Origin of the sequence: Rhizobium croatiense (genome assembly GCF_019793465.1) — a bacterium.
GTDB lineage: Bacteria > Pseudomonadota > Alphaproteobacteria > Rhizobiales > Rhizobiaceae > Rhizobium > Rhizobium croatiense.
In genome coordinates this window covers 90,950-116,665 of the sequence record NZ_JAILYJ010000005.1, presented here as the reverse complement: position 1 = coordinate 116,665, position 25,716 = coordinate 90,950, and the positions used below count along the sequence as shown (strand labels likewise).

The window sequence follows — 25,716 nt, the reverse complement described above, 5'->3', positions numbered from 1 at the left end:
CCATGGCTCTTGCCCGCAACCGCCGACGCGAACGCACGGTCGACTATTGGCCGGGTTTCGTCGATGCGCTTTCGACGCTGCTCATCTCGATCATGTTCGTGCTGACGGTCTTCGTCGTCGGGCAGTTCATTCTCAGCCGCGAGATCACAGGACGTGACGAGGTGCTCAATCGCCTCAACAGCCAGATCAACGAGCTGACGCAGCTTCTCGCGCTCGAAAAGGGCAGCAATCAGGATCTCCAGGACTCGGTCGCCAACCTGCAGGCTTCGCTTGCCAACGTCGAAGGCGAGCGCTCGCGGCTGCAGGCGCTGCTGAATGCCGGTTCGGGTGGCCAGGACGCGGCGCAGAAGCGGATCGGCGCGATGACGCAGGAGCTCGACGAGCAGAAGCAGGTGAGCCAACGGGCTCTCAGCCAGGTCGAGCTGCTGAACCAGCAGATCGCCGCGCTTCGCAGCCAGATTGCCGCCGTTGAAGCAGCCCTTCAGGCGTCGGAGGAGAAGGATCGGGTCTCGCAGACCAAGATCGCCGATCTCGGCAGCCGCCTGAACGTGGCGCTTGCCGCTCGCGTGCAGGAGTTGAACCGTTACCGCTCCGACTTCTTCGGCCGCTTGCGCGAGATCCTTTCGGATCGCGAGAATATTCGCATCGTCGGCGACCGGTTCGTTTTCCAGTCGGAGGTGCTGTTTCCCTCGGGCGGCGCCGATCTTAACCCGGAAGGGCAGACGGAGATGGCGAAGCTCGCCGCCGCCCTGCTTGACCTCGCCAAGGAAATTCCACCTGAGATCAACTGGGTGCTGCGTGTCGACGGCCATACGGATAATGTGCAGCTTGCCGGAACAGGCCGCTATCGCGACAATTGGGAGCTTTCCTCGGCGCGCGCGACGTCGGTCGTCAAGTTCCTGATCGGCCAAGGCGTGCCGGCCGACCGGCTCGTCGCCGCCGGCTTCGGCGAGTTCCAGCCGATCGCACCCGGCGATACGCCGGATGCGCGCGCCACCAACCGCCGCATCGAGCTGAAGCTGACCGAGAAATAATCAGCTTGATATTGTCTGCCGCCACTCCTCGAGCCTGTCGGCGAGAAAGGAGCGAACGGCTGGACTGTCGCTGAGGCCGATCGCCGTCACGTAAGCGTCAGCCGCAGCCGTATTGTCGCCGGCCCGTGCCAGAAGAAAGGCACGCACGGCCCAGTAGGGCTGATAGGCCGCGATCGAGCGCGGATCGATCTTGTCGAGCCGGCTGATGCCTTCGGCAGTGCTTGAGGCCCTGCCGATCACCGCCGCCTCGGCGACGCGGGCGCCGAGCGTCGGCTTCATCTCCAGCAGCGCGGCATAGAGCGTCGTCAGCGCCTGCCAGTCGGTCGTCCCGGAAAGCCGGCGAGCCGCATGCACGGATTGAATTGCCGCCTGACACTGAAAGGGGCCGAAACGCTCGAAGCTCCCGGCCTTGCGCAGCAGCGCGTCTGCCTCGGCGATCATGATCGCGTTCCAGACCGCCGTGTCCTGCTCGTCCAGCGGCACATATCGGCCCTCGCCGTCGCGTCGGGCATCACGGCGGGCTTCGCAGTGAAGCATCAGCGACAGGAGGCCGATCGCTTCCGGCTCGTCCGGCAGCACCGTCAGCAACGCCCGGCCGAGCCAGATCGCTTCGGCGGCAAGCGACTGGTGCGCCTCCTCGCCGTCAAGGCCATCCCATCCGAGGCCGTAGGCAACGTAAATCGCCGAAAGCACGGCGGCGAGTCGCCCCGGCAGGATGGGCCGAGGCGGAACGGCGAAGGGAATACCGGCATCACGGATCTTCACCTTGGCCCGCACCAGCCGCTGGCTTATCGCTTGCGGCGAAACGACGAAGGCCCGTGCGATGGTTCTCGCCTCGATGCCGAGAACCGTCTGCAGCATCAGCGCCGTATGCACGGAGCTGTCGATGGCAGGGTGGGTACAGGCAAAGAGCAGCTTCAGCCGCTCATCGGGAAAAACGGAATTGCCGGCCTCGTTCATGCGCTCCTCCGCTTCCTCGAGGGCGAGCGATATCGTCGTTCGTGCGTTGGCCTCGACGGTGCGGTGGCGGGCCGCCTGCATGAGGTTGCGGCGAGCGGCGACCAGCAGCCAAGCTTCCGGATTGCCAGGAATGCCGCGCTCCCGCCAGACACGCAAGGCCGAAGCCAGCGCCTCCGACAATGCGTCTTCCGCCGCCGGCACGTCACGCGAGCGGGCGGCGAGAAAGGCGATCAGCTTGCCATAGGACTGACGCGCCACCTGTTCGGCGGCACGTCCGGCATCGGCGGACATTCCCGCCTCACAGCTGCAGGCGCGGGCGCACTTCGACCGAACCCTTGTCGGAGATCGGAACGCGGGTCGCCCATTCCAGCGCGGTGTCGATATCGGGGACCTCAATCAGATAGAAGCCGCCGAGCTGTTCCTTGCCTTCCGGATAGGGACCGTCCTGGACATCGTGATCCTCGCCTTTCCGGCGCAGGATCGTGCCGGTCTCGGGGGCTGTCAGGCCGGCGCCGCCGGTCATGATTCCTGCCTGCGCGAGCGCCTTGCTGTAGGCGACCCAACCGTCGCGATAGGCAGGATCGCTGCGGCGGGCGAAATCTTCGGGGGCTTCGCGAATGATGAGAGCATATTGCATGGAGAACTCCTGATCTCGTTGTTGGCCTTCCGGGCAGGCCGACGAAAGCCGTTATGCCTGGTGGAGCGGCTGAGCCGTTCCGAGACAATGAGGCGCGAGCGGCGGTCGTTTCGACATGGCTTTGAAAAATACTTGAAAAAGAAAACGGCGCCGGAAATCCGAACGCGGGTGAGCCGGGCTCAAAGGCACCAGCGCCGCTCAAGGGCGCAAAAAAGGCAGGGCGGCGCTCACGCCGCCCGTGCCGTCCTGCTCAGGCTTCGGCCTTCGTCTGATCGACGACGTCGGCGCCGGGCGAGTTCTTCTTGATGGATTCGATGGCACTCATGGCCGAGGCCTTCGCCTTGTAGCCTTCGGATAGGAACATGGTTTCCCCGTTCGATGCCTTGAAGCGGAAGCGGAATTCGCCTGATTTATCCTTGTAAACTTCGAATTTGTACATGGATGTCTCCCGAAACGCTGAATTGTACCATCAGCGTCGAAAGGCTAGATCAAAATGGCGAGCTTTTCCACTACCTTAATGAGAATTGGTGTGCCTGGAGCCTCTCCTGGTTTGATTGAGTCATTCTGTGGACGCGGCTTGCCGCGTCCCATCGTCACCATTTCGTTGGGCGCAAGCGGACGGGATATCCGGTGGGATGCCGGCGCGTCATTCCATCTGGATATTCGCGCCCTTGACGACCGGCCCCCATTTGGCGAGCTCGGCTTTCACATGGGCTGCGAGTTCCTCCGGGGTCGAGCCGACAATGGTGGCGCTGAACTCCTTCATCCGCTCGGCAACGGCGGGATCGGCGAGCGCCTTCTTGGCTGCGGCATTGAGGCGCATTACCACCTCGTTCGGCGTCTTTGCCGGCGCGAAGAGCGCGTTCCAGGTATAGGTCTCATAGCCTGGAATGCCGGATTCCGCGACCGTCGGCACGTCGGGGAAGGAGGGGGCGCGCTCAGCCGTCGTCACCGCCAGCGCCCTCAGCGTGCCCGCCTTGATGTGGCTGGATGAGGAGGGCAGGTTGTCGAACATGATCGGCACCTGGTTGCCGATGACATCGTTCAAAGCCGGACCGGCCCCCTTATAGGGGATGTGCTGCATGCTGACACCGGCCATGGATTTGAAGAGTTCGCCGGAAAGATGCAGCGGCGTGCCGTTGCCCGACGAGGCGTAACTGTATTTGTCGGGCTCCGCCTTCAAGAGCGCGATCAATTCCGGCACTGTCTTTGCCGGCAATTCCGGATTGACGACCAGCACGTTCGGCACGACGACGAGCAGCGAGATCGGCGCGAAATCCTTCTCGGGATCATAGGGGGTCGATTTGAGGATCAGCGGATTGAGGGCGTGGGTCGCGACCGTGCCCATCAGAATGGTGTAGCCATCGGGGTCGGCGCGGGCGACGTTGCCGGCGCCGAGATTGCCGCCGGCGCCGGCGACGTTCTGGACGATCACCTGCTGGCCGAGATCTTCCGACATCTTCTGCGCGACGATGCGGGCGACGACATCGGTCGAGCCGCCGGCGGCGAAGGGCACGACCATGGTGATCGCACGATCCGGAAAATCCGCGGCAAGGGAAGCCGTGCCAAGACCGAGCGTTGCAGCCAGGCCGAAAACGAGCGCAAGGCCCGTGCGTCGCGTCATGTTGGAAAGCGCCATTCCTATCTCCTCCCACGATTTCAACAGCAACCCCCTACCCGGGGGGCATGAAGAGGGTAGGGCAGGAGGCGGGAAAGACAACCGCGAGAGAATGCAAGAGAGGTCAGACTTTAGTTGCTGTCCTGGGAAAAGCGGATGCCGGTCATTTCGCGGAAGCGAGTACATCCTCGTTGGCGGCATCGAACTGCAGCCGGGCGAGGCGCGCATAGATGCCGCCGTGGCGGATCAGGCTCTGATGCGTGCCCTCCTCGACGACGCGGCCCTGGTCCATGACGAGGATGCGGTCGGCTTTCAGGACGGTGGCGAGGCGATGGGCGATGACGAGGGTCGTGCGGCCGTCGACCAGGCCGTCGAGCGCCTTCTGCACCAGGGTCTCGCTTTCGGCGTCGAGGGCAGACGTCGCCTCGTCGAGCAGCAGTACGGGCGCGTTCTTCAGGATGGCGCGGGCAATGGCGATGCGCTGCCGCTGGCCGCCCGAGAGGGTGACGCCGCGTTCGCCGACCTCGGTCTCATAGCCGCTCTCCAGCCGGGCGATGAACTCGTCGGCCTGGGCGGCAAGGGCTGCGGCGCGGACCTCCTCACGCGAGGCGCCGGGGCGGCCGAAGGCGATATTGTCATGGATCGAAGCGGCAAAGATGGTGACGTCCTGCGGCACGATGGCAATGCGCTGGCGCAACTCGTCCGGTGTCGTCAGCCGCGCGTCGACACCGTCGATCGTCACGCTGCCCTGCTGCGGATCGTAGAAGCGTAGCAGCAGCGAAAAGACGGTGCTCTTGCCGGCGCCGGAAGGGCCGACGATGGCGACGGTTTCGCCCGGTGCGATGGCGAAGTTCAAGCCATGCAGCGCCGATTTGCCGGGACGCGAGGGATAGGCGAAATGCACGTCGGAAAATTCGACGCGGCCGCGGCTGGGCGAGGGCAGGGCTTCGGGGCGCGCAGGGGCGGCGATCGGCGAGACCTCGTCGAGAAGCTCGGTCAGACGGTCGGCAGCGCCGGCCGCCTGCGAGAGTTCGCCCCAGACCTCCGACAGTGCGCCAAGAGATCCGGCCGAAATGACGGCATAGAGCAGGAACTGACCGAGCGTGCCGGCCGAAAGCGTGCCGGCAAGCACGCTGTGGGCGCCGACCCAGAGCACGGCGACGACGCTGCCGAAGATCAGCGTGATGGCGATGCCGGTCAGCAAGGCGCGCGAGCGGATGGCGGCGCGGGCGGCCTCATAGGCGGATTCAACGGCGCCGCCGTAGCGCATCGCTGCGGCATCTTCGCCGTTGAAGGCCTGGACCGTGCGGGTTGCGGCGATCGTCTCGTTGGCGAAGGCGGACGCTTCGGCAAGCGTATCCTGGGCGGCGCGGGAGCGCCTGCGCACCGAGCGGCCGAAGGCGACGAGCGGGAAGACGATCAGCGGGATCGCCCCGATGACGAGGCTGGAAAGCTTCGGGGAGGTGACGACCATCATGCCCATGGCGCCGAGACAGAGGATCAGGTTCCTGAGCGCCACGGAAGCAGTGGCGCCGACGGCGGACTTGATTTGCGTCGTGTCGGCAGTCAGACGCGAGATGATTTCGCCGGACTGGTTGACGTCGAAGAAGGAGGGCGACAGCCGCGTCACATGGGCAAAGACATCGCGGCGCAGATCGGCAACGATGCGTTCGCCGATGGTGATGACGAAATAATAGCGCATGGCGCTTGCAACAGCGAGCACGACGGCCATGACCATCAGCATGGCGAAATAGCTGTTGATGAAGCGGCCATCCGACTGGGTGAAGCCGTGATCGATCATGCGGCGTACGGCGAGCGGCAGCGCCAGCGAGGTGACGGCGGCAAGCGTCAGCGAAATCAGCGCACCTGCCACCAGGCCGCGATAGCGCATGACATAGGGCGTCAGTCTGCCAAGCGGTCGCAACGACCGCCTTTTGTTTTCTTCAGCCCGTCCCTGTTCTGCCAAATCATCTCCGATCGCCGCGAGGACCCGCTAATGCGGCCTGTTGGCTCTTGTTATCCCGGCGTCCTTCATGTATAGGCACGCCATCCTAATGGGAAGCCGTAGCCATCACGACTGCGGCTTCATTTATTCAATCGGTTCGGTGGCCGCAACTGCATGCGGCAAATTGAACTCCGGTATCGCAGGAAGATTGTTATGAAGGCAGGCATCCATCCCGACTATCACATGATCAAGGTAGTCATGACCGATGGCACTGAATACGAAACCCGCTCGACCTGGGGTTCGGAAGGTGCTGTCATGAACCTCGAAATCGATTCCAAGTCGCATCCGGCCTGGACCGGCGGCAATCAGCAGCTGATGGACCGCGGTGGCCGCGTTTCCAAGTTCAACAAGCGTTTCGGCGGCCTCGGCCTCTAATCGCTTCTGCTCGACGGAATTTGAAAAAGGCCCGGTTCTGCCGGGCTTTTTTGCGTTCGCAGGCTGCGCGGTAGCGCAGCAAATGAAAAACCGGCCGCGCAACGCGCAGCCGGTTCAAATGGAATTTGTCAGATCGGTCAGTTGTTGCCGAAGGCCGTCTGCAGCAGGGAAAGCTGGGCCTGCACGCTGTTCTGATTGTCGTGAACGATCACGGCTTCGGCCGGGCGATAGATTTCGCGATCAAGCAGGGCGATGCGGTTCTGCAGGCGCAACGAGCGCTCGACGAGATCGCGGAAGGATTCCGGCAGATCGCCCCAGCCCGGTGCGGCGCGGTCGACGTTGAAGCCGTCCAGGCGGACCTTGTTCTTCTCGGCCAGCACCTGATCGCGGGACATTTCGCCATTGTTGACGGCGCGCTGAAGCAGCAGCCAGGAAGCCATCTGCATCAGGCGGGTGGTCAGCCGCATCGATTCCGCGGCATAGAGGACGGACGCCATGCGCGGCAGAACCTTGGAGGCTGCGCGGCCCTGGCCGTCGAGATAGGCGGCGGTCTCCTCGACCAGCGACATGCCTTCGGCATAAAGCGCCTTGAACTGTGAGGATGCAGCCGCGCGGCCCGCAAAACTGATCGTGTTCAATCCAACTTCCGACATCGCAATAGTCCCTGTTGCACGCAGCTACTTATGGTCAGGTAAACGCCGGCGCCGAGGTAAAAGGTTCCCTAGCCGGTCTTTATGACTTTAAGATGGTATCATTAGCGCAAATGCGCAAGCCGTTTCTTAAGAAAGGGTTAATCTCCACAGTTTCATGGAAACGCGCCGGCCGCAGCAAAAAGAAGAGCCGCAAAAGCGGCTCTCAAGGTAAAACAGGGAGAAAAATCAGACCAATTCACCGCATGGAAAACTGTCTGAGACCCAGAGGAAATCTGGATGAATATAGTAATACCTTATAAAGCTTAATATTTTATTAACATTGTGCCGAATGAAGACTTGAGGCTGGTTCATTTGGTCAGCCATGCTGTTGTTTTTTGAGGTTTTTGCGGATCATGATCGGAAGAAGCTTTCCGCCGCCTGTCGTCCGGAGGCCTTGCGGGCGGCCTCGGCTTCCAGGCGGGCGATCTCGGTCTTCAGCAACTCCACTCGCGCCTTCAGCTCGTCCACCGAAAGCATGGAGAGATCGGCGCCGATCTCATGGGCGGTTTTCTTCTGCGGCCGGTCGTCATCGATAAAGCTCATCGGTTCTCCTCCTTTTGCTGCAGGCAGCTTGATGGCGAAAAATACGGGCGATGCGGAAGGGAAAATCTAGGCCGATCCGGCCTAAATCCACCCTCGTCCTGAGCTTCCCGTTCATGAGTCACGGAAAAACCGCAGCGCAGTTCTGCGGGACGCTCTATCCGAACTTTACAGCAGGATCGCCGTTTTCGGGAGACTTGCCGGTGCCGCGATCGGCAAGCGACATGCTTTCCGGCGTCAGCATCGGCGAAGTGCCGGTCGGGATCGTCGTATAGGCGTCGCGGTCGCTGGCCGGGACGGCGGCGCGGATGCGGCTTCTGATAATCGCATAAACGGTGATCAGCACATGGGCGATGGCCGTGACCAGGAAAAGCGCATGCGGTGTGATCGCCGACATGACAGGGCCGCCGAGCGTCGGGCCGATGACCGTGCCGATGCCGTAGAGGAGCAGCAGACCGCCGGAGACCTTGACGAAATCCTCCGATGCCGCGAAGTCGTTCGCGTGAGCGACCGCGATCGGGTAGAGCGTATTGGCCACCGCGCCGTAAAGGACAACCAGCCCGATCAGCAAGGCGGGCGATGTCGGGTGGAGCATGAAGATCAGCAGGCCGGCGAGGGCGGCGATCGCCGACATGGCGGCGAGCACGTAGCGCCGGTCGATACGATCGGAAAGTCGCCCGGCTGGCAACTGCATCATGGCGCCGGCGAAGATGGTGGCGCTCATCATGACGGCGATGCTGGTGTCGGAAAGGCCGGCGCCGGCGCCGAACACGGCGCCCAGCGTGCCATAGGCGCCGTTGGCGATGCCTACGAGCAGGATGCCGAGGCAGGAGACGGGCGAATTGCGGTAGAGCGCCGGCAGGTCGAGACGCACGGCCTTCAGCGGCTGCGGCGAGGCGGCGGTCGAAAGCGTCGTCGGCAGCATGGCGATGCAATAGAAGATGCCGCAGATCATGAACAGCACCGGCGTGCGCACATCCTCGAGCGGGATCATCATCTGGCCGCCGACGACGCCGAGCAGTGTGATGCCAATATAGAGCGAGAAGATCGCGCCGCGGCTTTCGTTGCTGGCGCGCTCGTTCAGCCAACTTTCGATGATCATCGAGGTGCCGGCGGTGGAGAAGCCGGTGACGGCGCGCAGGACCACCCACCAGATAGGATCGATGATGATGCCGCTGACCAGCGCGATGATGGCGATGATCGAGATGAAGCCGGAGAAGGCTCTGACATGGCCGACGCGGCGCACCAGTTTCGGCGCCACCAGGCAGCCGATGACGAAGCCTCCGGCCCATGAGGTGCCGAGCAGGCCGAGCGTCGTGGTGGCGTAGCCTTCGAGATTGCCGCGCACCGGAAGCAGGATGCCCTGCAGGCCGTTGCCCATGAAAAGGAAGAGCGTGCCAAAGAGCAACGCGGCGACGGACAGCAGATTTCTCTTCATTTCCCCAGACTCGGTCTCAGCGATTGTAAACGGACATAAGGCAAGACCTGCGCCTGGCCAGCCTCAAGATGATTGATTGTGCCCCGGAATATCTTTACGGCGTGTCGAGATGCTCTTGTTCGCTCGGAAAAATGTCCGTCCTGTGACATTCCGAAAAATGGAAAAAATAAAGCATGACAAAGCTGATAGCCTTGCTGCTCATGCTTGCCATGGCGATACAGGTGATCAAGCCGCTCGGGCTTCCCGGCCTCCGGCGGCGTATGGATTTCTGGAAGATCGCGCTTATCGCCTTCGGCGTCTGGGCTGTTGCGCTCTTATCGCGCGACTTCCTGATGTAAGCCCGCAGTCCATCCCGGATCGTCAGTCCTGCAGGATGATTTCTCCGCGCATGACGGAAACGCAGCGTCCCGAGATGACGACATCGGTGACGATGCCGCCGGATTTCACGACATCGAGGGCAATGATACTGCGGCGGCCCATTTCGACGCCTTGTTCGATGGTGAGGCGGACGTCCATATCGGCGTCCGGCGCAAGCGAAACAAGATAGGCGCCGAGTGCTGCCGAAGCGCTGCCGGTTGCCGGATCCTCGGGCACGTTATCGAGGGGGGCAAACATGCGGGCGCGAATATGCCACGGATCGTCGGATGTCCTGGCATAGACGAAAAGCGAGAAGTCGTGGCCGCTCGTCGTCTGCCGGCCCGCGGCCGCCTGGAAGCCGGCAAGGTTCGGACGGGCGGCGGCCAGGGTTTCGAGCCCCTTCAATTCGGCGACGGCGAAGTTCAGGCCGACGGAGGCAAAGACCGGCGCGTGGGTGGTGGTGACGATGACGCCTGGATCGAGCGAGATGCAACGGGCGACGGCCTCCTCGGCAATGGTGTCGCCGATTGTCAGCGGCTGCGGCGCGCGGATGGCGGTGGCCTCGATCTGTCCGCCGTTGCGTTTCAGGTCGACTTCGACGATGCCGGCCCTTTCCTCGAAGCGCAGCCTGTCGCCGACCGGCTTGCCGAAGATCTCGGCCTGCCGGCCGAGCACGTAGGCGGTGCCGACATTCGGATGGCCGGCGAAGGGGATCTCCATCGTCGGGGTGAAGATGCGCACGCGGGCGGAATTCCGATCGTCTTCCGGCGGCAGAACGAAGGTGACTTCGGAATAGTTGAACTCGGTGGCGATCTTTTGCATCGCCGCATCGCTCAAGCCCTGGGCATCGGAAATGACGGCAAGCGGATTGCCCTCGAAGCGGGTGGAGGTGAAGACGTCGACGGTGACGTAGGAGATGGTGTTCATGGCGGCTCCTGTTGTGGCAGGCCGTCATGAGTAAGCATGGTTTTTAAGGGATTGAAGCGGTTTCTTGTCGCCGTGACAATGAGAGGTGAGCGGTTACGCGCCGCATTTATCGTCCACGCAACTTCCCCGGTGGCATGGGAGGACGGCGTCTCTCCAACCCCTCATTCCTGTGCTCGTCACAGGAATCCAGCCACGGCGCGTCCGCGCCGTGAGTGAATCAATACTTCAGGGAAAAGAGTCTTTAGCGCCCAAGGACTTGGGCGCACTGGATTCCTGTGACGAGCGGAGAAATGAGGGCGAGGGGATTAGCAGAAGCGGCAACGTTGTGATTGCCGCCCCGGCTCAAATCCCAAGTCCAAAAATCAAGCGGCCTTTTCCAGGTCCTTCTTCCAGCTGCCCTTGGCGGCGAGGCTGTTCATCTCGGCGCGGTGGGTGAATTCGCGCTGGCCGGCGGCGACATTTTCCGGCTTGCCGTTCCAGGCCTTGAGGGCGCTGTCCTGCAGGGCGCGGCCGTAGGAGAAGGTGACAAGCCAGGGCAGGTCGCCGGTGGCATTGATGGCGGAAAGATGTGCGCTCGCCTCTTCGGTCGTCTGGCCGCCGGAGAGGAATGCGATGCCGGGAACGGCGGAGGGAACGGTCGCTTTCAGGACCTTGACGGTGCGCTCGGCAACTTCCTCGACCGAGGCCTTGCGGGCGTTCTTGCCGTCGATGACCATGTTCGGCTTGAGGATCATGCCTTCGAGGCTGACGCGGGCTTCGGCCAGTTCCTCGAAAACGATGCGCAGCGTGGATTCGGTGACTTCGGCGCAGCGGTCGATGTTGTGGTCGCCCGGCTTGCCGTCCATCAGGCATTCCGGCTCGACGATCGGCACGATCTTGGCTTCCTGGCAGAGAGCCGCATAGCGGGCGAGCGCCTGAGCGTTGGCACGGACCGAGCCGCGGGTCGGCAGCGAGGACGAGATGGCGATGACGCCGCGCCACTTGGCGAAACGGGCGCCGGCTTCATAATAGCGGGCAAGGCGCTCGCCGAGGCCGTCGAGGCCTTCGGTGATGGTTTCGCCGGGAAATTTGGCCATCGGCTTGGCGCCGGTATCGACCTTGATGCCGGGAATCGAACCGGCAGCGCGGATGATGTCGACGAAAGGCGTGCCGTCGGCAGCCTTCTGGTAGAGCGTCTCTTCGAAAAGAATGACGCCGGAAATATATTTCTTCATCGCCTCGTCGGAGCGGAAAAGCATCTCGCGGTAGTCGCGACGGCTCGTTTCGGTCGATTCGAGGTTGATCGTGTCGAAACGCTTCTTGATGGTGGAGGTCGATTCGTCAGCCGCAAGCAGTCCCCGGCCGCCCGCAACCATCTGCACTGCAATATCTTCCAGTCGTTCGCTCATTCGATCTCTCCACAGCGTTAACATCAGCGGTTTAAGAATATAGGACGGCGATAACAGAAGTTTATAGTGAGGAAAATGGAAGGCTAAGTCATTGAAACGATTGAAATCAATTCAATCGTTTGAAAAAATGGGATTTTTTTCAAGCCTTGAGCAAAAGACCGCGGAAGGCTTCTCGCCACCGCGGTCTATCCACATGTAAAACCTGCCAAATTGCGTTTTGCGGCGCCGCACCGCCTATTGCAAGGTGCGACACCGAATGCGTTTTTTCACGCCGAGGCGCTCGGTCTTATCTGGCGGCGTTGAGGACGGCGACGCCGGGAAGTTCCTTGCCTTCCATCCATTCGAGGAAGGCGCCGCCGGCGGTCGATACATAGGTGAAATCGTCGGCAACGCCGGCATGGTTGAGCGCCGAGACGGTGTCGCCGCCGCCGGCAACCGAGGTGAGCTTGCCGGCTGCCGTGCGCTCGGCGGCGTATTTCGCGGCAGCGACCGTTGCGACATCGAAGGGCTCGATTTCGAAGGCGCCGAGCGGACCGTTCCAAACGAGCGTTGCGGCGCGCTCGATCCAGGCGTTGATGGCCTCGACCGATTTCGGCCCGACGTCGAGTACCATGGCATCGGCGGGAATGGCGTTGATATCGACCGTCTCGTTGGCGGCACCCGCCTTGAATTCGCGGGCGACGACGCCGTCCTCCGGCAGGATGATGGCGCAGCCTGACGTCGCGGCCTCGATCATGATCTGCTTGGCGGTTTCAGCGAGGTCATGCTCGCAGAGCGACTTGCCGACATGGGTGCCGCGGGCGGCAATAAAGGTGTTGGCCATGCCGCCGCCGATGACGAGCGCGTCGACCTTCTTCACGAGGTTCATCAGGAGGTCGATCTTGGTCGAGACCTTGGCGCCGCCGACAATTGCGACCACCGGGCGGGCCGGGGCGCCGAGGCCCTTTTCCAGCGCTTCCAGCTCGGCCTGCATGGTGCGGCCGGCATAGGCCGGCAGGTGATGGGCAAGGCCCTCGGTCGAGGCATGGGCGCGGTGGGCGGCGGAGAAGGCGTCGTTGACATAAATATCGCCATTGGCGGCAAGCGCCTTGGTGAAGTCGGGGTCGTTCTTTTCCTCGCCCTTGTGGAAGCGGGTGTTTTCCAGAAGCAGGATATCACCGTCATTCATCGCGGCGACGGCGGAAGCGGCAGCCTCGCCGATGCAGTCGGAAGCCGTCGCCACGGCGTGATCGAGCACTTCCTCGACGGAAGGGGCGATCAGCGACAGCGACAGATCGGCCGAAGGGCCGTCCTTCGGCCGGCCGAAATGGGCAAGCAGGATCACCTTGGCGCCCTTGTCGGACAATTCGAGGATCGTCGGCGCCACACGCTCGATGCGCGTCGTATCGGTGACCTTGCCGTCCTTGACCGGGACGTTGAGGTCGACGCGGACGAGTACACGCTTGCCGCTGATGTCGGTGAGATCGTCGAGGGTCTTGAAAGCAGGCATGGGGAGGATCCAGTCTTGGTTGGCGGAAGTTGCGCCGACCATAGCAAGGATCATTCGAGACGCAAGGCGTTCAACGGCCGTTTTCGCGCCTGGCTTCGTCGCCTCCTGCCGATGCTTTCGGCGCGCCTTCGGAGGCCGCCGCTTCGCGATTCCGGCGTCCCTTCAGTCGCTCGCGGATGCGCTGGATGATGTCCTTGAGATTGATGAAGATCGGCAGGGTGATTGCCGGTTCGACCGCTTCGAGCGACATGCCGACGGAGGTGATGTGGTCGTGCTCGTCGAGATCGCGGACGATGAGAATGATCGAGCCGAGGCGGACACGGTCGGCATAATCGGCCTTGCCGCCGAGGCGCTGCCGCATCAATTCGGCGATCGTCAGGCCTTTTTCGGACTCGTTGAGCAGGCCGGGACCGTAAGCGGCGTCAAGATCGGCGGCGGGGCGGGCAGGCGACAGCGCGAAGGCACCGAAGAATTCGGCATCGTCCTCATCGACCGGCGCACGGCTGGCGAAGAGCCGGTCGAGCAGGCGCGAATAGCTCGGCACGATGAAGAGGTAGACAAGGTCGTTCTCGCGCAGGCGTCCGGCATATTGATAACGCATCGACTTGCCATCGCGGATGACGAGCGAGGGTGTCGCCCAGCGCGGGATGCGCTCGCCGCGCAGCACCGGGCTGTCCTTGATGACGCGATAGGAGAGCAGTTCGTGGTTGGCGGCGCCCGGCAGGTCGACCTCGACCTTGTCGACGGCGCCGATGCGCGGCGGAATGATCAGGCCGAGCTTCTTGGCGACCGGCTTGATCGTCCAGCCCTGGACGAGCAGGGAGACCAGCACGATGATGAAGGCGGTATTGAAATAGATCTGGCCGTTCTCCAGCCCGCCGAGGATCGGCATGATGGCAAGCAGGATGGAGACGGCGCCACGCAGGCCGACCCAGGCGACGAAGCCGATTTCCTGCTGCGTGTAATCGAAGGGAAGCAGCGACAGCCAGATCGCCAGCGGCCGGGCGATGAAGATCAGGAAGAAGGCGAGCAGGATGGCCGGCACGATGATGACGGGGAATTGCGACGGCGTGGCGAGCAGGCCGAGCACCAGGAACATGATGATCTGCGCCAGCCAGGTCATGCCGTCCTGGAAGCGCTTGATGGTGCCGATCGCCTGCATCTTGCGGTTTCCGGCATAGATGCCGGCAACATAGACGGCCAGGAAGCCGCTGCCGCCGACCGTGCCGGCGAAGGAGAAGACGAGCAGGGCGAGCGCCAGCACGAAGATCGGCGTCAGGCCGCGGTCGGTATCGAGCTTGCTGACGATCAGCACGATCATCATGCCGCCGAGCAGGCCAAGGATGACGCCGAGCCCCATCTGCTGCACGAACATGGCGAGCATGCCGACATTGATGCCGTCGTAACGCTCGCCGCTCGCCAGCACCTCGACAAGGGCGATGGTGAGGAAGATCGCCATCGGATCGTTGGTGCCGGATTCGACTTCGAGCGTCGAGCGCACCTTGTCACGGATGTTGATGCCGCCGATGCGCAGCAGGAAGAAGACGGCGGCGGCATCCGTCGACGCGACGATCGAACCGAGCAGCAGTCCTTCCAGCCAGGTGAAGTTCAAAAGCCACATGGCGGCGACGGCAAAGAGCGAGGCGGTGATCAGCACGCCGACGGAGGCGAGCGTGAGAGAGGGCACGGCTGCCAGCCGGAAGGCCTGCATCTGCGTGCCAAAGCCGGAATCGAACAGGATGACGGCCAGCGCGATGGAGCCGAGAATGTAGGCCAGATAGTTGTTGCTGAATTCGATGCCGAGGCCGTCGACGCCGGCGGCAAGGCCGATCATCAGAAACAGCAGAAGCAGCGGGGCGCCGAAGCGGAAGGCGAGCAGGCTCGAAAAAGCGGCAAGAAGCACGAGCGCCGTCGCGACCAGCACTACGATATAGAACGCTTCCATGCCCACCCCTTTCCATCGAATGCTTGCCGATGCGGCCACCCCCGGCCGATCCGCCTTGTCTCCACCCCTCCACTACGCGCGTCGATGCATCAGTAAACGGCAAAACGGCAGAGAAGGGTAGGCCTTGCGGCTTAACCTCGTCTCGTGCTGCATCATGCTGCTGAACGGCTGCCGGACGGCCACCGACACGGAAATGCTACGGGAGAAACTCTCTACAAAGAATGTATAAGAAAATCAGGCAAGAGCAGGGCGAAAGGCAGGAAGATCGATTTTTCCTGCCGGTATCTGCGAACCGCGACAGGATAGCGCACGCTTCTGCCTTCACGCGGCCCGTTCGTCTTGTCTACTGGTGAGAGGAAGGGATTGCCGCCGCCGATTGGCGTTATCCCAACACCGCCTGGAGTGTGATGACGGCGAGAAACGAAAGACCGATGAACACGGCAGCCCGAACGACCAGACGATTGGCCTTTGCCAGCACGACAGGTCTGACGTCCCGCTTGCGATGAAACCGCTGCCGCCGCTTGAGGGTGGCATGGGACAAGCGTTTTTGCGCCTCTGCCATTTATCGCCTCCACTTGCACTTCCTCAATCTACCACGCTTGGCCAGTGGATTGCCAACCGTGATTTCATCCTCGCGGCCACCGAACCACCCGTCGCTTCGAAGCGGCTTTCAACCAGAAGACGGCGAAGACCGACTGTCAGTCTTCGGTGTCGTCGCCGTCGTCGGTCAGATCCTCGACCGGAACCAGGAAAACGACGAATTCGTCGTCGATGGTCCTTTGCGGATCGTCGTCGAATTCATAGGCGTGCTCGACTTCGCTGGCTTCCTCGGCGGTCGCCTTGCGAAGGCTGAGCACCGCTTTGCGGTCCCACAGGGGCTTGCCTTCGGATTCCAGGATGGTCAGGTCGTCGCGAAAATCTTCCGCCTCGAAGAAATGCGTCGCTTCCTCATGGTTTTTCGAGCGAAAGCTGGCAATGGCGCGGCCGGCGATCTCAACGGTAAAGTAATCCATGCATCTCTCCCTATCTGCCCGGCCGACAATGCGGTTAGGGCTTGGTGCACCATATCAGGTTTCGCAATCAAGGCGCGGTGCCTATAACAAAACGGCCCGGTTTCCCGGGCCGCTTGCGATTATTCGTTCGTCAGGCTCTTAGATGAGCTTGGCAAAGGCGACGGCTGTGTCCGACATGCGGCTGGAGAAGCCCCACTCGTTGTCGTACCAGGACAGGACGCGCACAAAGTTGCCTTCCATAACCTTCGTCTGGTCGGTCGCGAAGATCGAGGAGTGGCTGTCGTGGTTGAAGTCGCGGGAGACGAGCGGCTCGTCGGTGTAGCCGAGGATGCCCTTCAGCGCGCCGTTGGAGGCGGCCTTGATGGCTTCGTTGATTTCGCCGACCGTGGTCGCCTTCTTGGCGACGAACTTGAAGTCGACGACCGAAACGTTCGGGGTCGGAACGCGGATCGAAGTGCCGTCGAGCTTGCCCTTGAGATGCGGCAGGACGAGGCCGACGGCCTTGGCAGCACCCGTCGAGGTCGGGATCATCGAGAGGGCGGCAGCGCGGGCGCGATACAGGTCCTTGTGCATCGTGTCGAGCGTCGGCTGGTCACCGGTGTAGGAGTGGATGGTCGTCATAAAGCCGTGGTCGATGCCGACGGCGTCGTCGAGAACCTTGACGACCGGCACCAGGCAGTTGGTGGTGCAGGAGGCGTTGGAGATGACCATGTGCTCCTTGGTGAGCTGGTCATGGTTGACGCCGAAGACGACGGTCAGGTCGGCGCCGTCGGCGGGGGCCGAGACGATGACGCGCTTGGCGCCGGCCGTCAGATGGGCGGCTGCTTTGTCGCGGGCGGTGAAGATGCCGGTGCATTCCATCGCGATGTCGACGCCGAGCTCGCGGTGCGGAAGCGTCGCCGGATCCTTGATCGCCGTGACCTTGATCGGCTTGCCGTTGCCGACGGTGATCGTGTCACCTTCGACCTTAACGTTTGCCGGGAACTTGCCGTGGATCGAGTCGTAGCGCAGCAGGTGGGCGTTGGTCTCGACCGGGCCGAGGTCGTTGATGGCGACGACTTCGATGTCGGTGCGGCCGGATTCGACGATAGCGCGGAGGACGTTACGGCCGATGCGGCCGAAACCATTGATGGCAACCTTGACTGTCATGTGCATTCACTCCCGATAGAATAGAGCCCGATAGAGAGGGCCTGGAATTGAGGAGATGGAGAGCGCCTCAAGGCGCCCTCTTTAAAGCTTTGCTTCCGCAGCCGCAACGACGGCGTCGGCGGTGATGCCGAAATGCTTGTAAACGTCCTTGACCGGGCCGGACGCGCCGAAGCTCTTCATGCCGATGAAAGTGCCTTCCGGTCCGATGAAGGCATCCCAGCCCTCGCGGACGGCGGCTTCGACGGCGATCTTGACCGGGGAGTTGCCGAGAACATCCTTGCGATAGGCGTCCGGCTGCTCGAAGAACAGTTCGGTGCAGGGCACCGAGACGACGCGCACCGAAACACCCTTGGCTTCAAGAGCGGCGCGAGCGGCGACGGCGATTTCGACTTCCGAGCCGGAGGCGAAGATCGTCACCTTGGCGTCGGCATTGCCGGCGAGCGTATAGGCGCCCTGTTCGCAAAGGTTCTTTTCGCTGTATTCGGTGCGGGCCGGGCTGAGGTTCTGGCGCGTCAGGGCGAGGCCCGACGGACGGTTGTGCGCCTTAATGGCGATCTGCCAGCATTCCGCCGTTTCCGTGGCGTCGGCCGGCCGGAAGACCAGCAGGTTCGGGACGGCGCGCAGGCCGGCGAGCTGCTCGACCGGCTGGTGCGTCGGGCCGTCTTCGCCGACGCCGATCGAGTCGTGCGTCAGGACGTGGATGACGCGGATGCCCATCAGTGCTGCGAGGCGGATCGGCGGGCGGCAATAATCCGAGAAGATCAGGAAGCCGCCGCTATAGGGAATGAGGCCGCCATGCAGCGCAATGCCGTTCATGGCGGACGCCATGCCGTGCTCGCGGATGCCCCAATGCACGTAACGGCCGGCGAAATCCGTCGGCGTGATCGAGTGCATCTGGCTGGTCTTGGTGTTGTTCGACGGCGTCAGGTCGGCGGAGCCGCCGAGGGTTTCGGGCACGAAGCCGTTGATGATTTCGAGTGCGTCCTCGGATGCCTTGCGGGTTGCAACCGTCGGCCTGGTCTCGGCGAGCTTCTTCTTATATGCGCTGATCGCGGCATCGAAACCTTCCGGCAGGTCGCCTGCCATACGGCGGGAGAATTCCGCTCTGGCCGGCGATCTGGACAGAGTTTCTTCCCATGCCTTGACGATATTGTCGGAGCGGGTGCCGGCCGAACGCCATGCCTCGAGAATGTCGGAAGGGACGACGAAGGGCTCGTAATCCCAGTTCAGAGCCCTGCGGGTGGCGGCGATTTCATCGGCGCCGAGCGGGCTGCCGTGCACCTTGTGGCTGCCGGCCTTGTTCGGAGCGCCGAAGCCGATGACCGTCTTGCAGGCGATGAAGGTCGGGCGATCGGACTGGTGGGCGGCCTCGATCGCATCGGCGATGGCGGCCTGATCGTGACCGTCGATCTCGATGGTGTTCCAGTGGACGGCCTTGAAGCGGGCGATCTGGTCGGTCGAATCCGACAGCGAGACGGCGCCGTCGATGGTGATCGAGTTATTGTCCCAGAAGAGGATCAGCTTGTTCAGCTTCAGATGACCGGCCAGCGCGATCGCCTCATGGCTGATGCCTTCCATCAGGCAGCCGTCGCCATTGATGACGTAGGTATAGTGATCCTGCAGGTCCGCACCGAATTCTTCGCGCAGCTTGCGCTCGGCGATCGCCATGCCGACGGCGTTGGCGATGCCCTGGCCAAGCGGGCCAGTCGTGGTTTCGATACCGGTCGCATGGCCGTATTCCGGGTGGCCGGCGGTCTTGGAGCCGACCTGGCGGAACTGCTTCAGATCCTCGACCGTCATATCGGGATAGCCGGTCAAATAGAGCAGCGAGTAGAGGAGCATCGAGCCGTGGCCGGCAGAGAGCACGAAGCGGTCACGGTTCGGCCAGTGCGGCTTCTTCGGATCGAAGCGCAGATATTTGGTGAACAGGACCGTTGCCACGTCGGCCATGCCCATCGGCATGCCGGGGTGGCCGGAATTCGCCTTTTCAACGGCGTCCATGGCGAGGAAACGGATCGCATTCGCCATCCGGTCGTTTTGTTCGGGAGAGGTCATGGCTTTTCCGCAAGCTCCGGGTGTCGGGGGATGGCCTCGAGCCTCCAAGACCATCGAATGAAAGCGGCAGAGACATAGCAGTTAAGACGGGCGAGTCAATAAATGGCGGGCCGAATCCGGCGGGGCTGAGGCGATTTTTGACATTTGTTCGCGCGATTATACAAATGACAAATTTTATGCGGCAGGCACCGATAAAACGCTCATCCACAAGATAGGCCGGCGGACGGGTATGGGGATTTATTGACGGGCCGTTGGTGAGCTGCATATCCTTTTTGAAATCACAGGATCGGTGCAGAGTGCCGATTCGCGGATCCTGCGCGGGAATCGGGAAGGCATGATGCCCACAGGCAAAACCATGGAAGCAGCGCTGAACGAGCTGAGACAGGCGATTTCGAGCCTCGAAAATGCCGTCGACATGCGCATCGAGCGGCAGCGCGAGCAAGGGGAGATCGAGGGCGAGGTGCGGCGCGTGCACGCTGACCGCTCCCGGCTGGCGCAAGAGCTCGACCAGGCCGAATTCCGCGCCAATCGGCTGGAAGAGGTCAATCGCGAAGTATCGCGGCGGCTGGTGACGGCCATGGAAACGATCCGCGCGGTTCTGGATCGCTGATGAGAAAGAATATGACATGGCGCAGGTGACGGTAACGATCGACGGCAAGGCCTATCGCATGGCCTGCGAGGAAGGGCAGGAGGATCATCTGACCGATCTTGCCACCCGTTTCGACCGCTATGTCGGCCATCTCAAGGGCCAGTTCGGTGAGATCGGCGATCTCAGGATCACCGTCATGGCCGGCATCATGATCATGGACGAGATCGCCGAGCTGACGCGCCGCGTTGCCGGGCTGGAATCCGAGCTCGAGTCGCTGCGCGGCAACCGCGACACGGTGCTTGCCGCGACCGCCCGCACCGAGGAAACGCTGGCGGCAGCGCTCGGCGAGGTGTCGAGCCGCATCCGCGGCATCACCGACAAGCTGAATGGCCGCTCCGCCCCCGAGCTCAATTGACGTCAATTAAATCGGCGCGGCCTACCGTCGCCACTGGCGCGTCGATGCAAACGCCCTTATATATCGCGATGCGGTCTGCGCCTCTCGACAGGAACCACAATCCCTGGGGCCATACTCGATCCAAAGGGAGCTGTCCCTGGCCAGGCCCGTGGGCCTGGACACACGGTGCCCACCTACGTTTGTAGGCACCCAGGATCGTAAACATCCATCGGTCGTCGTGGATCGCACTTTCTCTCCATCGCCGGCAAAGGCAGCAGATCGACAGGCGAACGCGGCGCGCGTCCGCCTTTTTTCCGCAGGTGCGACTACTTCCTTTATGACGTTATATCAGGATGACGCATTCTCGCTTCGGCGATTCAGCGTCCTAAAGCGCGTCGCATCAAATTTGATTCATGCGAAGCGCTGATGCATGTCGTTGTCCCGGAACCGCTGCACACTTCCGGGCGACATGCATTAATCGACCGGATAGGGGCCTTCGGCGAAAATTTCGTCGTGATAGCCTTTGGAGCCGACCTCGAGCGACAATGGGCTGCGCCATTCGCGATTCTTGCGCAGGCAATCGAGCACGAAGCGGAAATCATAGCGCGGCTGCCAGCCGAGTTCGCGCCGTGCGCGCTCGTTGACGTAGACGCGGTCCAGCGCCGGGAACATCTTCCAGCCGCGTTCGGCATAGAGGCGGCGGGCTCCCGGAAAGAGCCGCTCGACGACCGCAGGCGCATCGCGCCTGATCTCGGCGAGATCGTCTGGTGAAAACGGCGTGGTGGCCGAGATGATGTAGCGGCCGAAGCCAAGCGGACGCGCCCTTTCGAGGGCGAGCAGATGGGCGCCGACCACATCGGCGATATCGACGCGGCGATGGAGCAACTCGTTGGCCTGGGCATTTGCCGGCGAATATGCGTTGCGAATGTCCGGATCGTCGTCACTTTCGGGAAAGAAACGCGACGTCCTCAGAATAACGACCGGCAATGCGAATTTGCGAGCGAAGAGTTCGCACAGACCTTCGGCAGCGAGCTTCGTCACGCCGTAAATGTTCCTCGCGACCGGAAGCACGTCCTCGGTGATCCATGCGGCCGGTTGGCCGGCGGCCGGCGTCAATGCCGCGCCGAAGGTGCTGGTGGTGCTGGTGAAGACGAAACTTGCAACGCGTGCGGCGGCCGCCTCTTCAAGCAGGTTCAGCGTGCCGCCGATATTGGTGTCGACGAAATCCTGATTGCCGTGAGTGGCCACATGCGGCTTGTGCAGCGTGGCGGCATGGATGACGTGGCTGATGCCCGACATCGCCTGCCGGACGAAGGCGCGGTCGCCGATGGAGCCGACTGCGTCGGTGAAATCCGAAGGCTTGATGTCGACGCCGCGCGCCGATCGGCTTTGCGCCTTCAGGACGCGCATCAGCGCTTCGCCGAGGTGGCCGGTGCTTCCCGTCACCAGTATCGTCATTGTATTTTCTCCAGACCGTTTCCGCGGCGGAGGCTATTAAGACCGGCGTTTTCGGACAACGCATAAATTATGCATGGGGGTGCAGGAAAGCTGCAGGCTCGGTGACGGTGGTGACGAGGCGACCGGCGCTGCCGTCGGAGAGCATGATCCGTTCCCAGGTGACGCGGCCGGTTGGCACCGGTATCGAATGTCAACGACATGAGCCTGCCCTCATGCCAGCCGCATGCCTCCAGCGATTGTTCGGCGGCGGCGATCTCGGCTGAAGCGTAGGGGAAAAGAGAGCGGCCGAGAAAAGCGCCGATCGGTGCGCGCCATTCCGACTGCCGTGGACGGGAGGCGGACAGCAGCCGGTGGGTGCTGTCGCAGATCAGATGCACCGGCCGGAGGCAATCCTCGACCAGCCGTTTCAAAGCGGCATCGGCCGCGGCATGGTGCGGCGAGGCGAAAATTCGTTCCAGCTTGACGGCCTGCTCCGGCGAGAGGGCAAGTTGATCTCGCTCCCAGCGCGAGACGGTCGTCTGGTTGACGCCGAGGAGTTCGGCGAGGTGTTGCTGCTTCATGCTGCGCAGCAGCCGCATGCGGCGTATGCCGGCCCCCGATATCGTCATCTGTCCCGTCTCTTGTCTTTTGGTCAGCATAGAATTGCGGCCGGCCGGGAGGCAAGGTGGGGTGCCCCGGTCATTGTTGCGGCGGGCCTTCGAGATCGCTTCTCAGCCGATCGAGGATCGACAGGGCATGACCGGCATAGGCGTGATCCAGCGATCGTAGATCTGCTTGATCGGCAGACTGTTCAGGTGGTTCCAGCGTTCGCGCCCCTCCTTCCTGGCGATGACCAGATCGGCTTCCTCCAGCACTTTCAGATGCTGCATCACCGTGCAGCGGTCCATGTCAGGAAACAATTTCGGTCTTGCCCTGACGACATAGTAGCCGCCGAGGGCAAAGACCGGCAGAGTTCGATATCGTCGACACACCGAAGGTGGAGCGGCGGGCCGTGGTCGGATCAGCGGAAACATCCGGGCGGGGCCGGGATCCGATTCTCGTTGGGATCGAGATTGGCGGTGCGCAGGGATGATGGTTTGTACCTGTTGCTGCAGTTTGTCTCAGGCGCTTGCCTCTCACCTCAGCTGTGATGAGTTGACAACCCCGACACGTGCTCCAAAACTCTGCTTTTAGGTTATGGAGAAATGTAACCGTCATGCGACGTCGTGATTGGCAGATAGGCGCATTTGCCAAGCGGCTGCTCGCCCGCGAAGCACGGAACCATACAAGTCCTGTTTCCTCGATGTGCAGCTTCTGGGGCCTTATGCGCGCCTACTGGCTTTCTGAAAGCTGGCGCGAGGCCTGGGGGTTAACATCCGCCATTCTTGTCCTCACGGCATTGTCCGCCCAGGCCAGCGTCTGGTTCGCTATCACCTCGGGCGAGTTGATCAATCGGATCGCCTACTTCCACCATCCATCCACACCCACGACGCCCATGGAACTGTTGACAACAGCGGCAACGCTTGCCGCGATCGCGATCATGAGGGACGTGTGTTTCACCGCTGTCCGCCATTTCTTTTCGACCACGCTTCATCGCAAATGGCGCGCGTGGCTCGACCGACGCTTCAACGATGCCCTGCTCGACAGCAACCATACGCATTTCCATCTTCTGCAAATGGGCTCCGATTCGTCCGGCTCCGCTGTGCCGGCGCCGGACAATATTGATCAGCGCGTCCAGGAGTCTATCAAAGGCTTGACTGGCGGTGCTATTGGGCTCGCGATGGGCATTGCGGGAGTCGTGCTGTCCCTTGGCTTCGTCGGCAGTAAACTTGTTGAGATGTCGAGCGAAGTCGCAGGGCTTGAGTTCCTAGGCAGCTATGGAAGCGCCTGCTTGGCCTTCACGGCGGTCGCGATTTATGTACCGCTCAACACCGCTATTGCCGCTAAGCTCGGCGGGGTTCTCCAGCGCCTGTCCGGACGCATGCAATGGGCGGAGGGAAGCTACCGCACGGAATTGAACGCTTTGCTGCACCGCAGCTTCCATGTTGCCGTCCTCCATGGAGAAAGAGCCCAGAACGTCGTCAACAAGCGCCGGTATCTTGACATTGATCAAACTTGGGCCAGCCTGAATCGGGTGACTGCCGGCTACATGGGGTTCGAACTGGTCCATAATTTCATTGGTTCGCGGATTGTCGCCTATGCACCCGGACTGCTCCCCTACATGGACAACAAGGTCAGCCTGCAGCACTACGTAACGGGTGCCGAACTGGCGACTGCCCTGATCAACGAATGCTCGTGGTTCATACACGTCATGCCCGATATTGCGACGCTGAAGGCAAACGCCCGGCGAATGACCGATCTCGCGAAGGCGATCGAAACCGTTCAGCGACCCGAGGAGTTTTATGCCCAAACAGGCCTTTACGAATTCCAATATACCGAGCAGGATCCGGCGCTCGGCCTGACTCTCGAGCAGATTGGCCTTCTGCATGCGGGCACCGAACTCCCGTTTCTGACTGTCGATAGACTTCAGTTCCTGCCCGGCGAGTGGACCTTGGTCGTCGGCGAGTCGGGGAGCGGGAAGACCTCACTTATAAAGGCGATAAACGGTCTTTGGGCGCACGGCCGCGGTACTGTCGCAACGCCAAGACACGCCCGAATCCTGTATACCGCCCAGGACATCAAGCTTCAGGCCGTGTCCTTGAAGGAGCTCGTTTGCCTTCCAGACCCGGCGAGCGACTATCCGGAGACGCACGTCGCGGTGGCGTTGCACGAGGCGGGACTCGGCGAATTCATCGATGAACTCCCCAACGAAGGTCGCAACGGCCAGAGCTGGGATCTGCTGCTGTCGGGAGGCCAGAAGCAGAAGCTCGTTCTTGCCAGGATCCTTTTGTTGCGGCCTGGCCTCATCTTTCTCGACGAGGCCACGAGCGCCCTTGACACTCAAGCAGTTCGCGCATTTCACCAGGCTATTATAGATCATTGCCCGGAGGTGACTGTGATCGCCGTCATGCATGACGTTTCGTCCATCCGATCGGGAAGCGGCGCTGATTTCTTCGACAGCGTGCTCACCATCGAGAAAGGCGTAGCAAAGAAAATGCCCATTGCTGCTTGGCTTCAGACGGCGGGGGGTAACGGCGGCCAGACCATGCCGTCGCCGTAGACAAGCGCGTCAAGGCGGTCGTTGCCAGCACGAAGTACGACCTGACGCGGGTTATGTCGAAAGGCTGCAACGACAGTGTGACGCCGGAACAGCGGACGCAGGCGCTGGAGCAGTTGGGTCGGCAGCGTTGGGCGGACTTCCAGAAAGGAACGCCCGCCTATCAGCCCCCTTACAATGACTGAAGGGCGGCGAAGCGCAGTTCCTGGTCGCCTATCATGACTACTACGAGACGCGGTGTGGCTATCATCCGCGCGCGGTCAACTCCGGGAAAGCCTGGGTCGCAGACGATGCCGATGTCGTTCATGAACATGCCGGTCCTGACCTACACCGCGGAGATCTCGCCCCGTGCAGTCCTGTTCATCGACGGCGAGAAGGCCCATTCGCGCCACTTCGCCGAAGCGGCCTTCGCCGCTGCCGCGGAGCCTAAGCAGCTGATGATCATCCCCGTTGCCAGCCACGCGGACCTGTACGACCGGATGGACAAGATCCCCAGCATCCACTACCGAGCCCGCGT

23 protein-coding genes, 1 other RNA gene and 3 pseudogenes are annotated in these 25,716 nt (G+C 62.1%); 8 read left to right on the top strand and 19 right to left on the bottom strand.

Annotated elements, in window-relative coordinates:
• The first annotated feature begins 2 nt into the window (after positions 1-2).
• The gene (locus tag K6M89_RS10230) at positions 3-1,034 is read left to right on the top strand and encodes a peptidoglycan -binding protein (RefSeq protein ID WP_097580342.1); all 1,032 of its coding nucleotides are present in this window, start codon (positions 3-5) and stop codon (positions 1,032-1,034) included.
• Here the strand turns inward: K6M89_RS10230 and K6M89_RS10225 are convergent, their stop codons facing one another.
• From K6M89_RS10225 to K6M89_RS10205, 5 genes are all read right to left on the bottom strand, one after another.
• A complete protein-coding gene (locus K6M89_RS10225) occupies positions 1,035-2,285 on the bottom strand; it encodes an RNA polymerase sigma factor (protein ID WP_222139357.1) in 1,251 nt (416 codons plus the stop codon).
• 7 nt (positions 2,286-2,292) lie between these two features.
• Positions 2,293-2,631, bottom strand: a complete 339-nt coding sequence (locus tag K6M89_RS10220) for a YciI family protein (protein ID WP_097580340.1) — start codon at positions 2,629-2,631, stop codon at positions 2,293-2,295.
• Between the two features lie 250 nt (positions 2,632-2,881).
• Entirely contained in the window at positions 2,882-3,070 is a 189-nt protein-coding gene (locus tag K6M89_RS10215; protein WP_097603990.1) for a YegP family protein, read from the bottom strand.
• Between the two features lie 207 nt (positions 3,071-3,277).
• A complete protein-coding gene (locus K6M89_RS10210) occupies positions 3,278-4,270 on the bottom strand; it encodes a Bug family tripartite tricarboxylate transporter substrate binding protein (RefSeq protein WP_097580338.1) in 993 nt (330 codons plus the stop codon).
• A 142-nt stretch (positions 4,271-4,412) separates the two neighbouring features.
• Positions 4,413-6,215, bottom strand: a complete 1,803-nt coding sequence (locus K6M89_RS10205; RefSeq protein ID WP_222139356.1) for an ABC transporter transmembrane domain-containing protein — start codon at positions 6,213-6,215, stop codon at positions 4,413-4,415.
• 192 nt (positions 6,216-6,407) lie between these two features.
• Here K6M89_RS10205 and rpmE point away from each other — a divergent pair, with 192 nt between their 5' ends.
• Positions 6,408-6,629 carry a 50S ribosomal protein L31 gene (rpmE, locus tag K6M89_RS10200; protein ID WP_003566413.1) on the top strand — a complete coding sequence of 74 codons (222 nt, stop codon included), beginning with the start codon at positions 6,408-6,410 and terminating at the stop codon, positions 6,627-6,629.
• 137 nt (positions 6,630-6,766) lie between these two features.
• Here rpmE and rcdA read toward each other — a convergent pair whose 3' ends face one another.
• The 3 genes from rcdA to K6M89_RS10185 form a co-directional block, all read right to left on the bottom strand.
• Positions 6,767-7,282, bottom strand: coding sequence for a protease adaptor protein RcdA (rcdA, locus tag K6M89_RS10195; RefSeq protein WP_004679442.1), 516 nt, complete (start codon positions 7,280-7,282; stop codon positions 6,767-6,769).
• A gap of 390 nt (positions 7,283-7,672) precedes the next feature.
• On the bottom strand, positions 7,673-7,864 hold the full coding sequence (locus K6M89_RS10190) for a DUF1192 domain-containing protein (protein ID WP_003582172.1): 192 nt from the start codon (positions 7,862-7,864) through the stop codon (positions 7,673-7,675).
• 154 nt (positions 7,865-8,018) lie between these two features.
• Complete coding sequence (locus tag K6M89_RS10185) at positions 8,019-9,299, bottom strand: MFS transporter (RefSeq protein WP_222139355.1); 1,281 nt, start codon at positions 9,297-9,299, stop codon at positions 8,019-8,021.
• A 173-nt stretch (positions 9,300-9,472) separates the two neighbouring features.
• On the opposite strand from K6M89_RS10185, the gene K6M89_RS10180 reads away from it, so the two are divergent.
• Complete coding sequence (locus tag K6M89_RS10180; protein ID WP_097664134.1) at positions 9,473-9,637, top strand: hypothetical protein; 165 nt, start codon at positions 9,473-9,475, stop codon at positions 9,635-9,637.
• Positions 9,638-9,659: 22 nt separating this feature from the next.
• Here K6M89_RS10180 and K6M89_RS10175 read toward each other — a convergent pair whose 3' ends face one another.
• The 8 genes from K6M89_RS10175 to tkt all read right to left on the bottom strand — a co-directional run bounded on the left by K6M89_RS10175 (position 9,660) and on the right by tkt (position 19,622).
• Positions 9,660-10,583, bottom strand: a complete 924-nt coding sequence (locus K6M89_RS10175) for a PhzF family protein (RefSeq protein ID WP_222139354.1) — start codon at positions 10,581-10,583, stop codon at positions 9,660-9,662.
• A gap of 362 nt (positions 10,584-10,945) precedes the next feature.
• Positions 10,946-11,971: a class I fructose-bisphosphate aldolase gene (locus K6M89_RS10170; protein WP_222139353.1), complete on the bottom strand. Its 1,026-nt coding sequence runs from the start codon at positions 11,969-11,971 to the stop codon at positions 10,946-10,948.
• Positions 11,972-12,257: 286 nt separating this feature from the next.
• Entirely contained in the window at positions 12,258-13,460 is a 1,203-nt protein-coding gene (locus K6M89_RS10165) for a phosphoglycerate kinase (protein WP_222139352.1), read from the bottom strand.
• Positions 13,461-13,530: 70 nt separating this feature from the next.
• Positions 13,531-15,405 (bottom strand): potassium/proton antiporter, encoded by a 1,875-nt coding sequence (locus tag K6M89_RS10160; protein ID WP_222139351.1) that lies wholly within the window; start codon positions 15,403-15,405, stop codon positions 13,531-13,533.
• A gap of 382 nt (positions 15,406-15,787) precedes the next feature.
• A complete protein-coding gene (locus tag K6M89_RS10155; protein ID WP_064694393.1) occupies positions 15,788-15,967 on the bottom strand; it encodes a hypothetical protein in 180 nt (59 codons plus the stop codon).
• Positions 15,968-16,103: 136 nt separating this feature from the next.
• Entirely contained in the window at positions 16,104-16,418 is a 315-nt protein-coding gene (locus tag K6M89_RS10150; protein ID WP_222139350.1) for a hypothetical protein, read from the bottom strand.
• A 138-nt stretch (positions 16,419-16,556) separates the two neighbouring features.
• Entirely contained in the window at positions 16,557-17,567 is a 1,011-nt protein-coding gene (gene gap / locus K6M89_RS10145) for a type I glyceraldehyde-3-phosphate dehydrogenase (RefSeq protein ID WP_222139349.1), read from the bottom strand.
• 81 nt (positions 17,568-17,648) lie between these two features.
• Positions 17,649-19,622 carry a transketolase gene (tkt, locus tag K6M89_RS10140; RefSeq protein WP_222139348.1) on the bottom strand — a complete coding sequence of 658 codons (1,974 nt, stop codon included), beginning with the start codon at positions 19,620-19,622 and terminating at the stop codon, positions 17,649-17,651.
• A gap of 334 nt (positions 19,623-19,956) precedes the next feature.
• On the opposite strand from tkt, the gene K6M89_RS10135 reads away from it, so the two are divergent.
• The 3 genes from K6M89_RS10135 to ssrS all read left to right on the top strand — a co-directional run bounded on the left by K6M89_RS10135 (position 19,957) and on the right by ssrS (position 20,854).
• On the top strand, positions 19,957-20,232 hold the full coding sequence (locus K6M89_RS10135) for a DUF4164 domain-containing protein (protein ID WP_009994078.1): 276 nt from the start codon (positions 19,957-19,959) through the stop codon (positions 20,230-20,232).
• Between the two features lie 16 nt (positions 20,233-20,248).
• Complete coding sequence (locus K6M89_RS10130) at positions 20,249-20,626, top strand: cell division protein ZapA (RefSeq protein WP_096769883.1); 378 nt, start codon at positions 20,249-20,251, stop codon at positions 20,624-20,626.
• 69 nt (positions 20,627-20,695) lie between these two features.
• Positions 20,696-20,854: non-coding RNA, 6S RNA (gene ssrS / locus K6M89_RS10125), on the top strand.
• 225 nt (positions 20,855-21,079) lie between these two features.
• On the opposite strand, the gene K6M89_RS10120 is transcribed toward ssrS, so the two are convergent.
• The 3 genes and pseudogenes from K6M89_RS10120 to K6M89_RS10110 all read right to left on the bottom strand — a co-directional run.
• Positions 21,080-22,063, bottom strand: coding sequence for an NAD-dependent epimerase/dehydratase family protein (locus K6M89_RS10120; protein WP_222139347.1), 984 nt, complete (start codon positions 22,061-22,063; stop codon positions 21,080-21,082).
• Between the two features lie 67 nt (positions 22,064-22,130).
• A pseudogene (locus K6M89_RS10115) lies at positions 22,131-22,671 on the bottom strand (helix-turn-helix transcriptional regulator).
• A 70-nt stretch (positions 22,672-22,741) separates the two neighbouring features.
• Positions 22,742-22,965, bottom strand: a pseudogene (locus K6M89_RS10110) (ArsR/SmtB family transcription factor); the annotation flags it as partial.
• Positions 22,966-23,258: 293 nt separating this feature from the next.
• On the opposite strand from K6M89_RS10110, the gene K6M89_RS10105 reads away from it, so the two are divergent.
• Positions 23,259-25,202, top strand: a complete 1,944-nt coding sequence (locus K6M89_RS10105) for an ABC transporter ATP-binding protein/permease (RefSeq protein ID WP_245443304.1) — start codon at positions 23,259-23,261, stop codon at positions 25,200-25,202.
• Positions 25,187-25,693: pseudogene (locus tag K6M89_RS10100) on the top strand (alpha/beta hydrolase family protein); the annotation flags it as partial. The gene K6M89_RS10105 and the pseudogene K6M89_RS10100, both read left to right, overlap by 16 nt.
• Positions 25,694-25,716: the final 23 nt, after the last annotated feature.

Bases quoted from the DNA above. Each gene is read 5' to 3' on its own strand.
- K6M89_RS10210 (WP_097580338.1), bottom strand. From the start codon at position 4,270: ATGGCGCTTTCCAACATGACGCGACGCACGGGCCTTGCGCTCGTTTTC.
- K6M89_RS10185 (WP_222139355.1), bottom strand. From the start codon at position 9,299: ATGAAGAGAAATCTGCTGTCCGTCGCCGCGTTGCTCTTTGGCACGCTC.
- K6M89_RS10150 (WP_222139350.1), bottom strand. From the start codon at position 16,418: ATGGATTACTTTACCGTTGAGATCGCCGGCCGCGCCATTGCCAGCTTT.
- rcdA (WP_004679442.1), bottom strand. From the start codon at position 7,282: ATGTCGGAAGTTGGATTGAACACGATCAGTTTTGCGGGCCGCGCGGCT.
- K6M89_RS10175 (WP_222139354.1), bottom strand. From the start codon at position 10,583: ATGAACACCATCTCCTACGTCACCGTCGACGTCTTCACCTCCACCCGC.
- K6M89_RS10180 (WP_097664134.1), top strand. From the start codon at position 9,473: ATGACAAAGCTGATAGCCTTGCTGCTCATGCTTGCCATGGCGATACAG.
- K6M89_RS10215 (WP_097603990.1), bottom strand. From the start codon at position 3,070: ATGTACAAATTCGAAGTTTACAAGGATAAATCAGGCGAATTCCGCTTC.
- K6M89_RS10155 (WP_064694393.1), bottom strand. From the start codon at position 15,967: ATGGCAGAGGCGCAAAAACGCTTGTCCCATGCCACCCTCAAGCGGCGG.
- K6M89_RS10220 (WP_097580340.1), bottom strand. From the start codon at position 2,631: ATGCAATATGCTCTCATCATTCGCGAAGCCCCCGAAGATTTCGCCCGC.
- K6M89_RS10120 (WP_222139347.1), bottom strand. From the start codon at position 22,063: ATGACGATACTGGTGACGGGAAGCACCGGCCACCTCGGCGAAGCGCTG.
- K6M89_RS10225 (WP_222139357.1), bottom strand. From the start codon at position 2,285: ATGTCCGCCGATGCCGGACGTGCCGCCGAACAGGTGGCGCGTCAGTCC.
- K6M89_RS10105 (WP_245443304.1), top strand. From the start codon at position 23,259: ATGCGACGTCGTGATTGGCAGATAGGCGCATTTGCCAAGCGGCTGCTC.
- K6M89_RS10190 (WP_003582172.1), bottom strand. From the start codon at position 7,864: ATGAGCTTTATCGATGACGACCGGCCGCAGAAGAAAACCGCCCATGAG.
- K6M89_RS10160 (WP_222139351.1), bottom strand. From the start codon at position 15,405: ATGGAAGCGTTCTATATCGTAGTGCTGGTCGCGACGGCGCTCGTGCTT.
- K6M89_RS10130 (WP_096769883.1), top strand. From the start codon at position 20,249: ATGGCGCAGGTGACGGTAACGATCGACGGCAAGGCCTATCGCATGGCC.
- K6M89_RS10165 (WP_222139352.1), bottom strand. From the start codon at position 13,460: ATGCCTGCTTTCAAGACCCTCGACGATCTCACCGACATCAGCGGCAAG.
- gap (WP_222139349.1), bottom strand. From the start codon at position 17,567: ATGACAGTCAAGGTTGCCATCAATGGTTTCGGCCGCATCGGCCGTAAC.
- K6M89_RS10135 (WP_009994078.1), top strand. From the start codon at position 19,957: ATGATGCCCACAGGCAAAACCATGGAAGCAGCGCTGAACGAGCTGAGA.
- tkt (WP_222139348.1), bottom strand. From the start codon at position 19,622: ATGACCTCTCCCGAACAAAACGACCGGATGGCGAATGCGATCCGTTTC.
- K6M89_RS10230 (WP_097580342.1), top strand. From the start codon at position 3: ATGGCTCTTGCCCGCAACCGCCGACGCGAACGCACGGTCGACTATTGG.
- rpmE (WP_003566413.1), top strand. From the start codon at position 6,408: ATGAAGGCAGGCATCCATCCCGACTATCACATGATCAAGGTAGTCATG.
- K6M89_RS10170 (WP_222139353.1), bottom strand. From the start codon at position 11,971: ATGAGCGAACGACTGGAAGATATTGCAGTGCAGATGGTTGCGGGCGGC.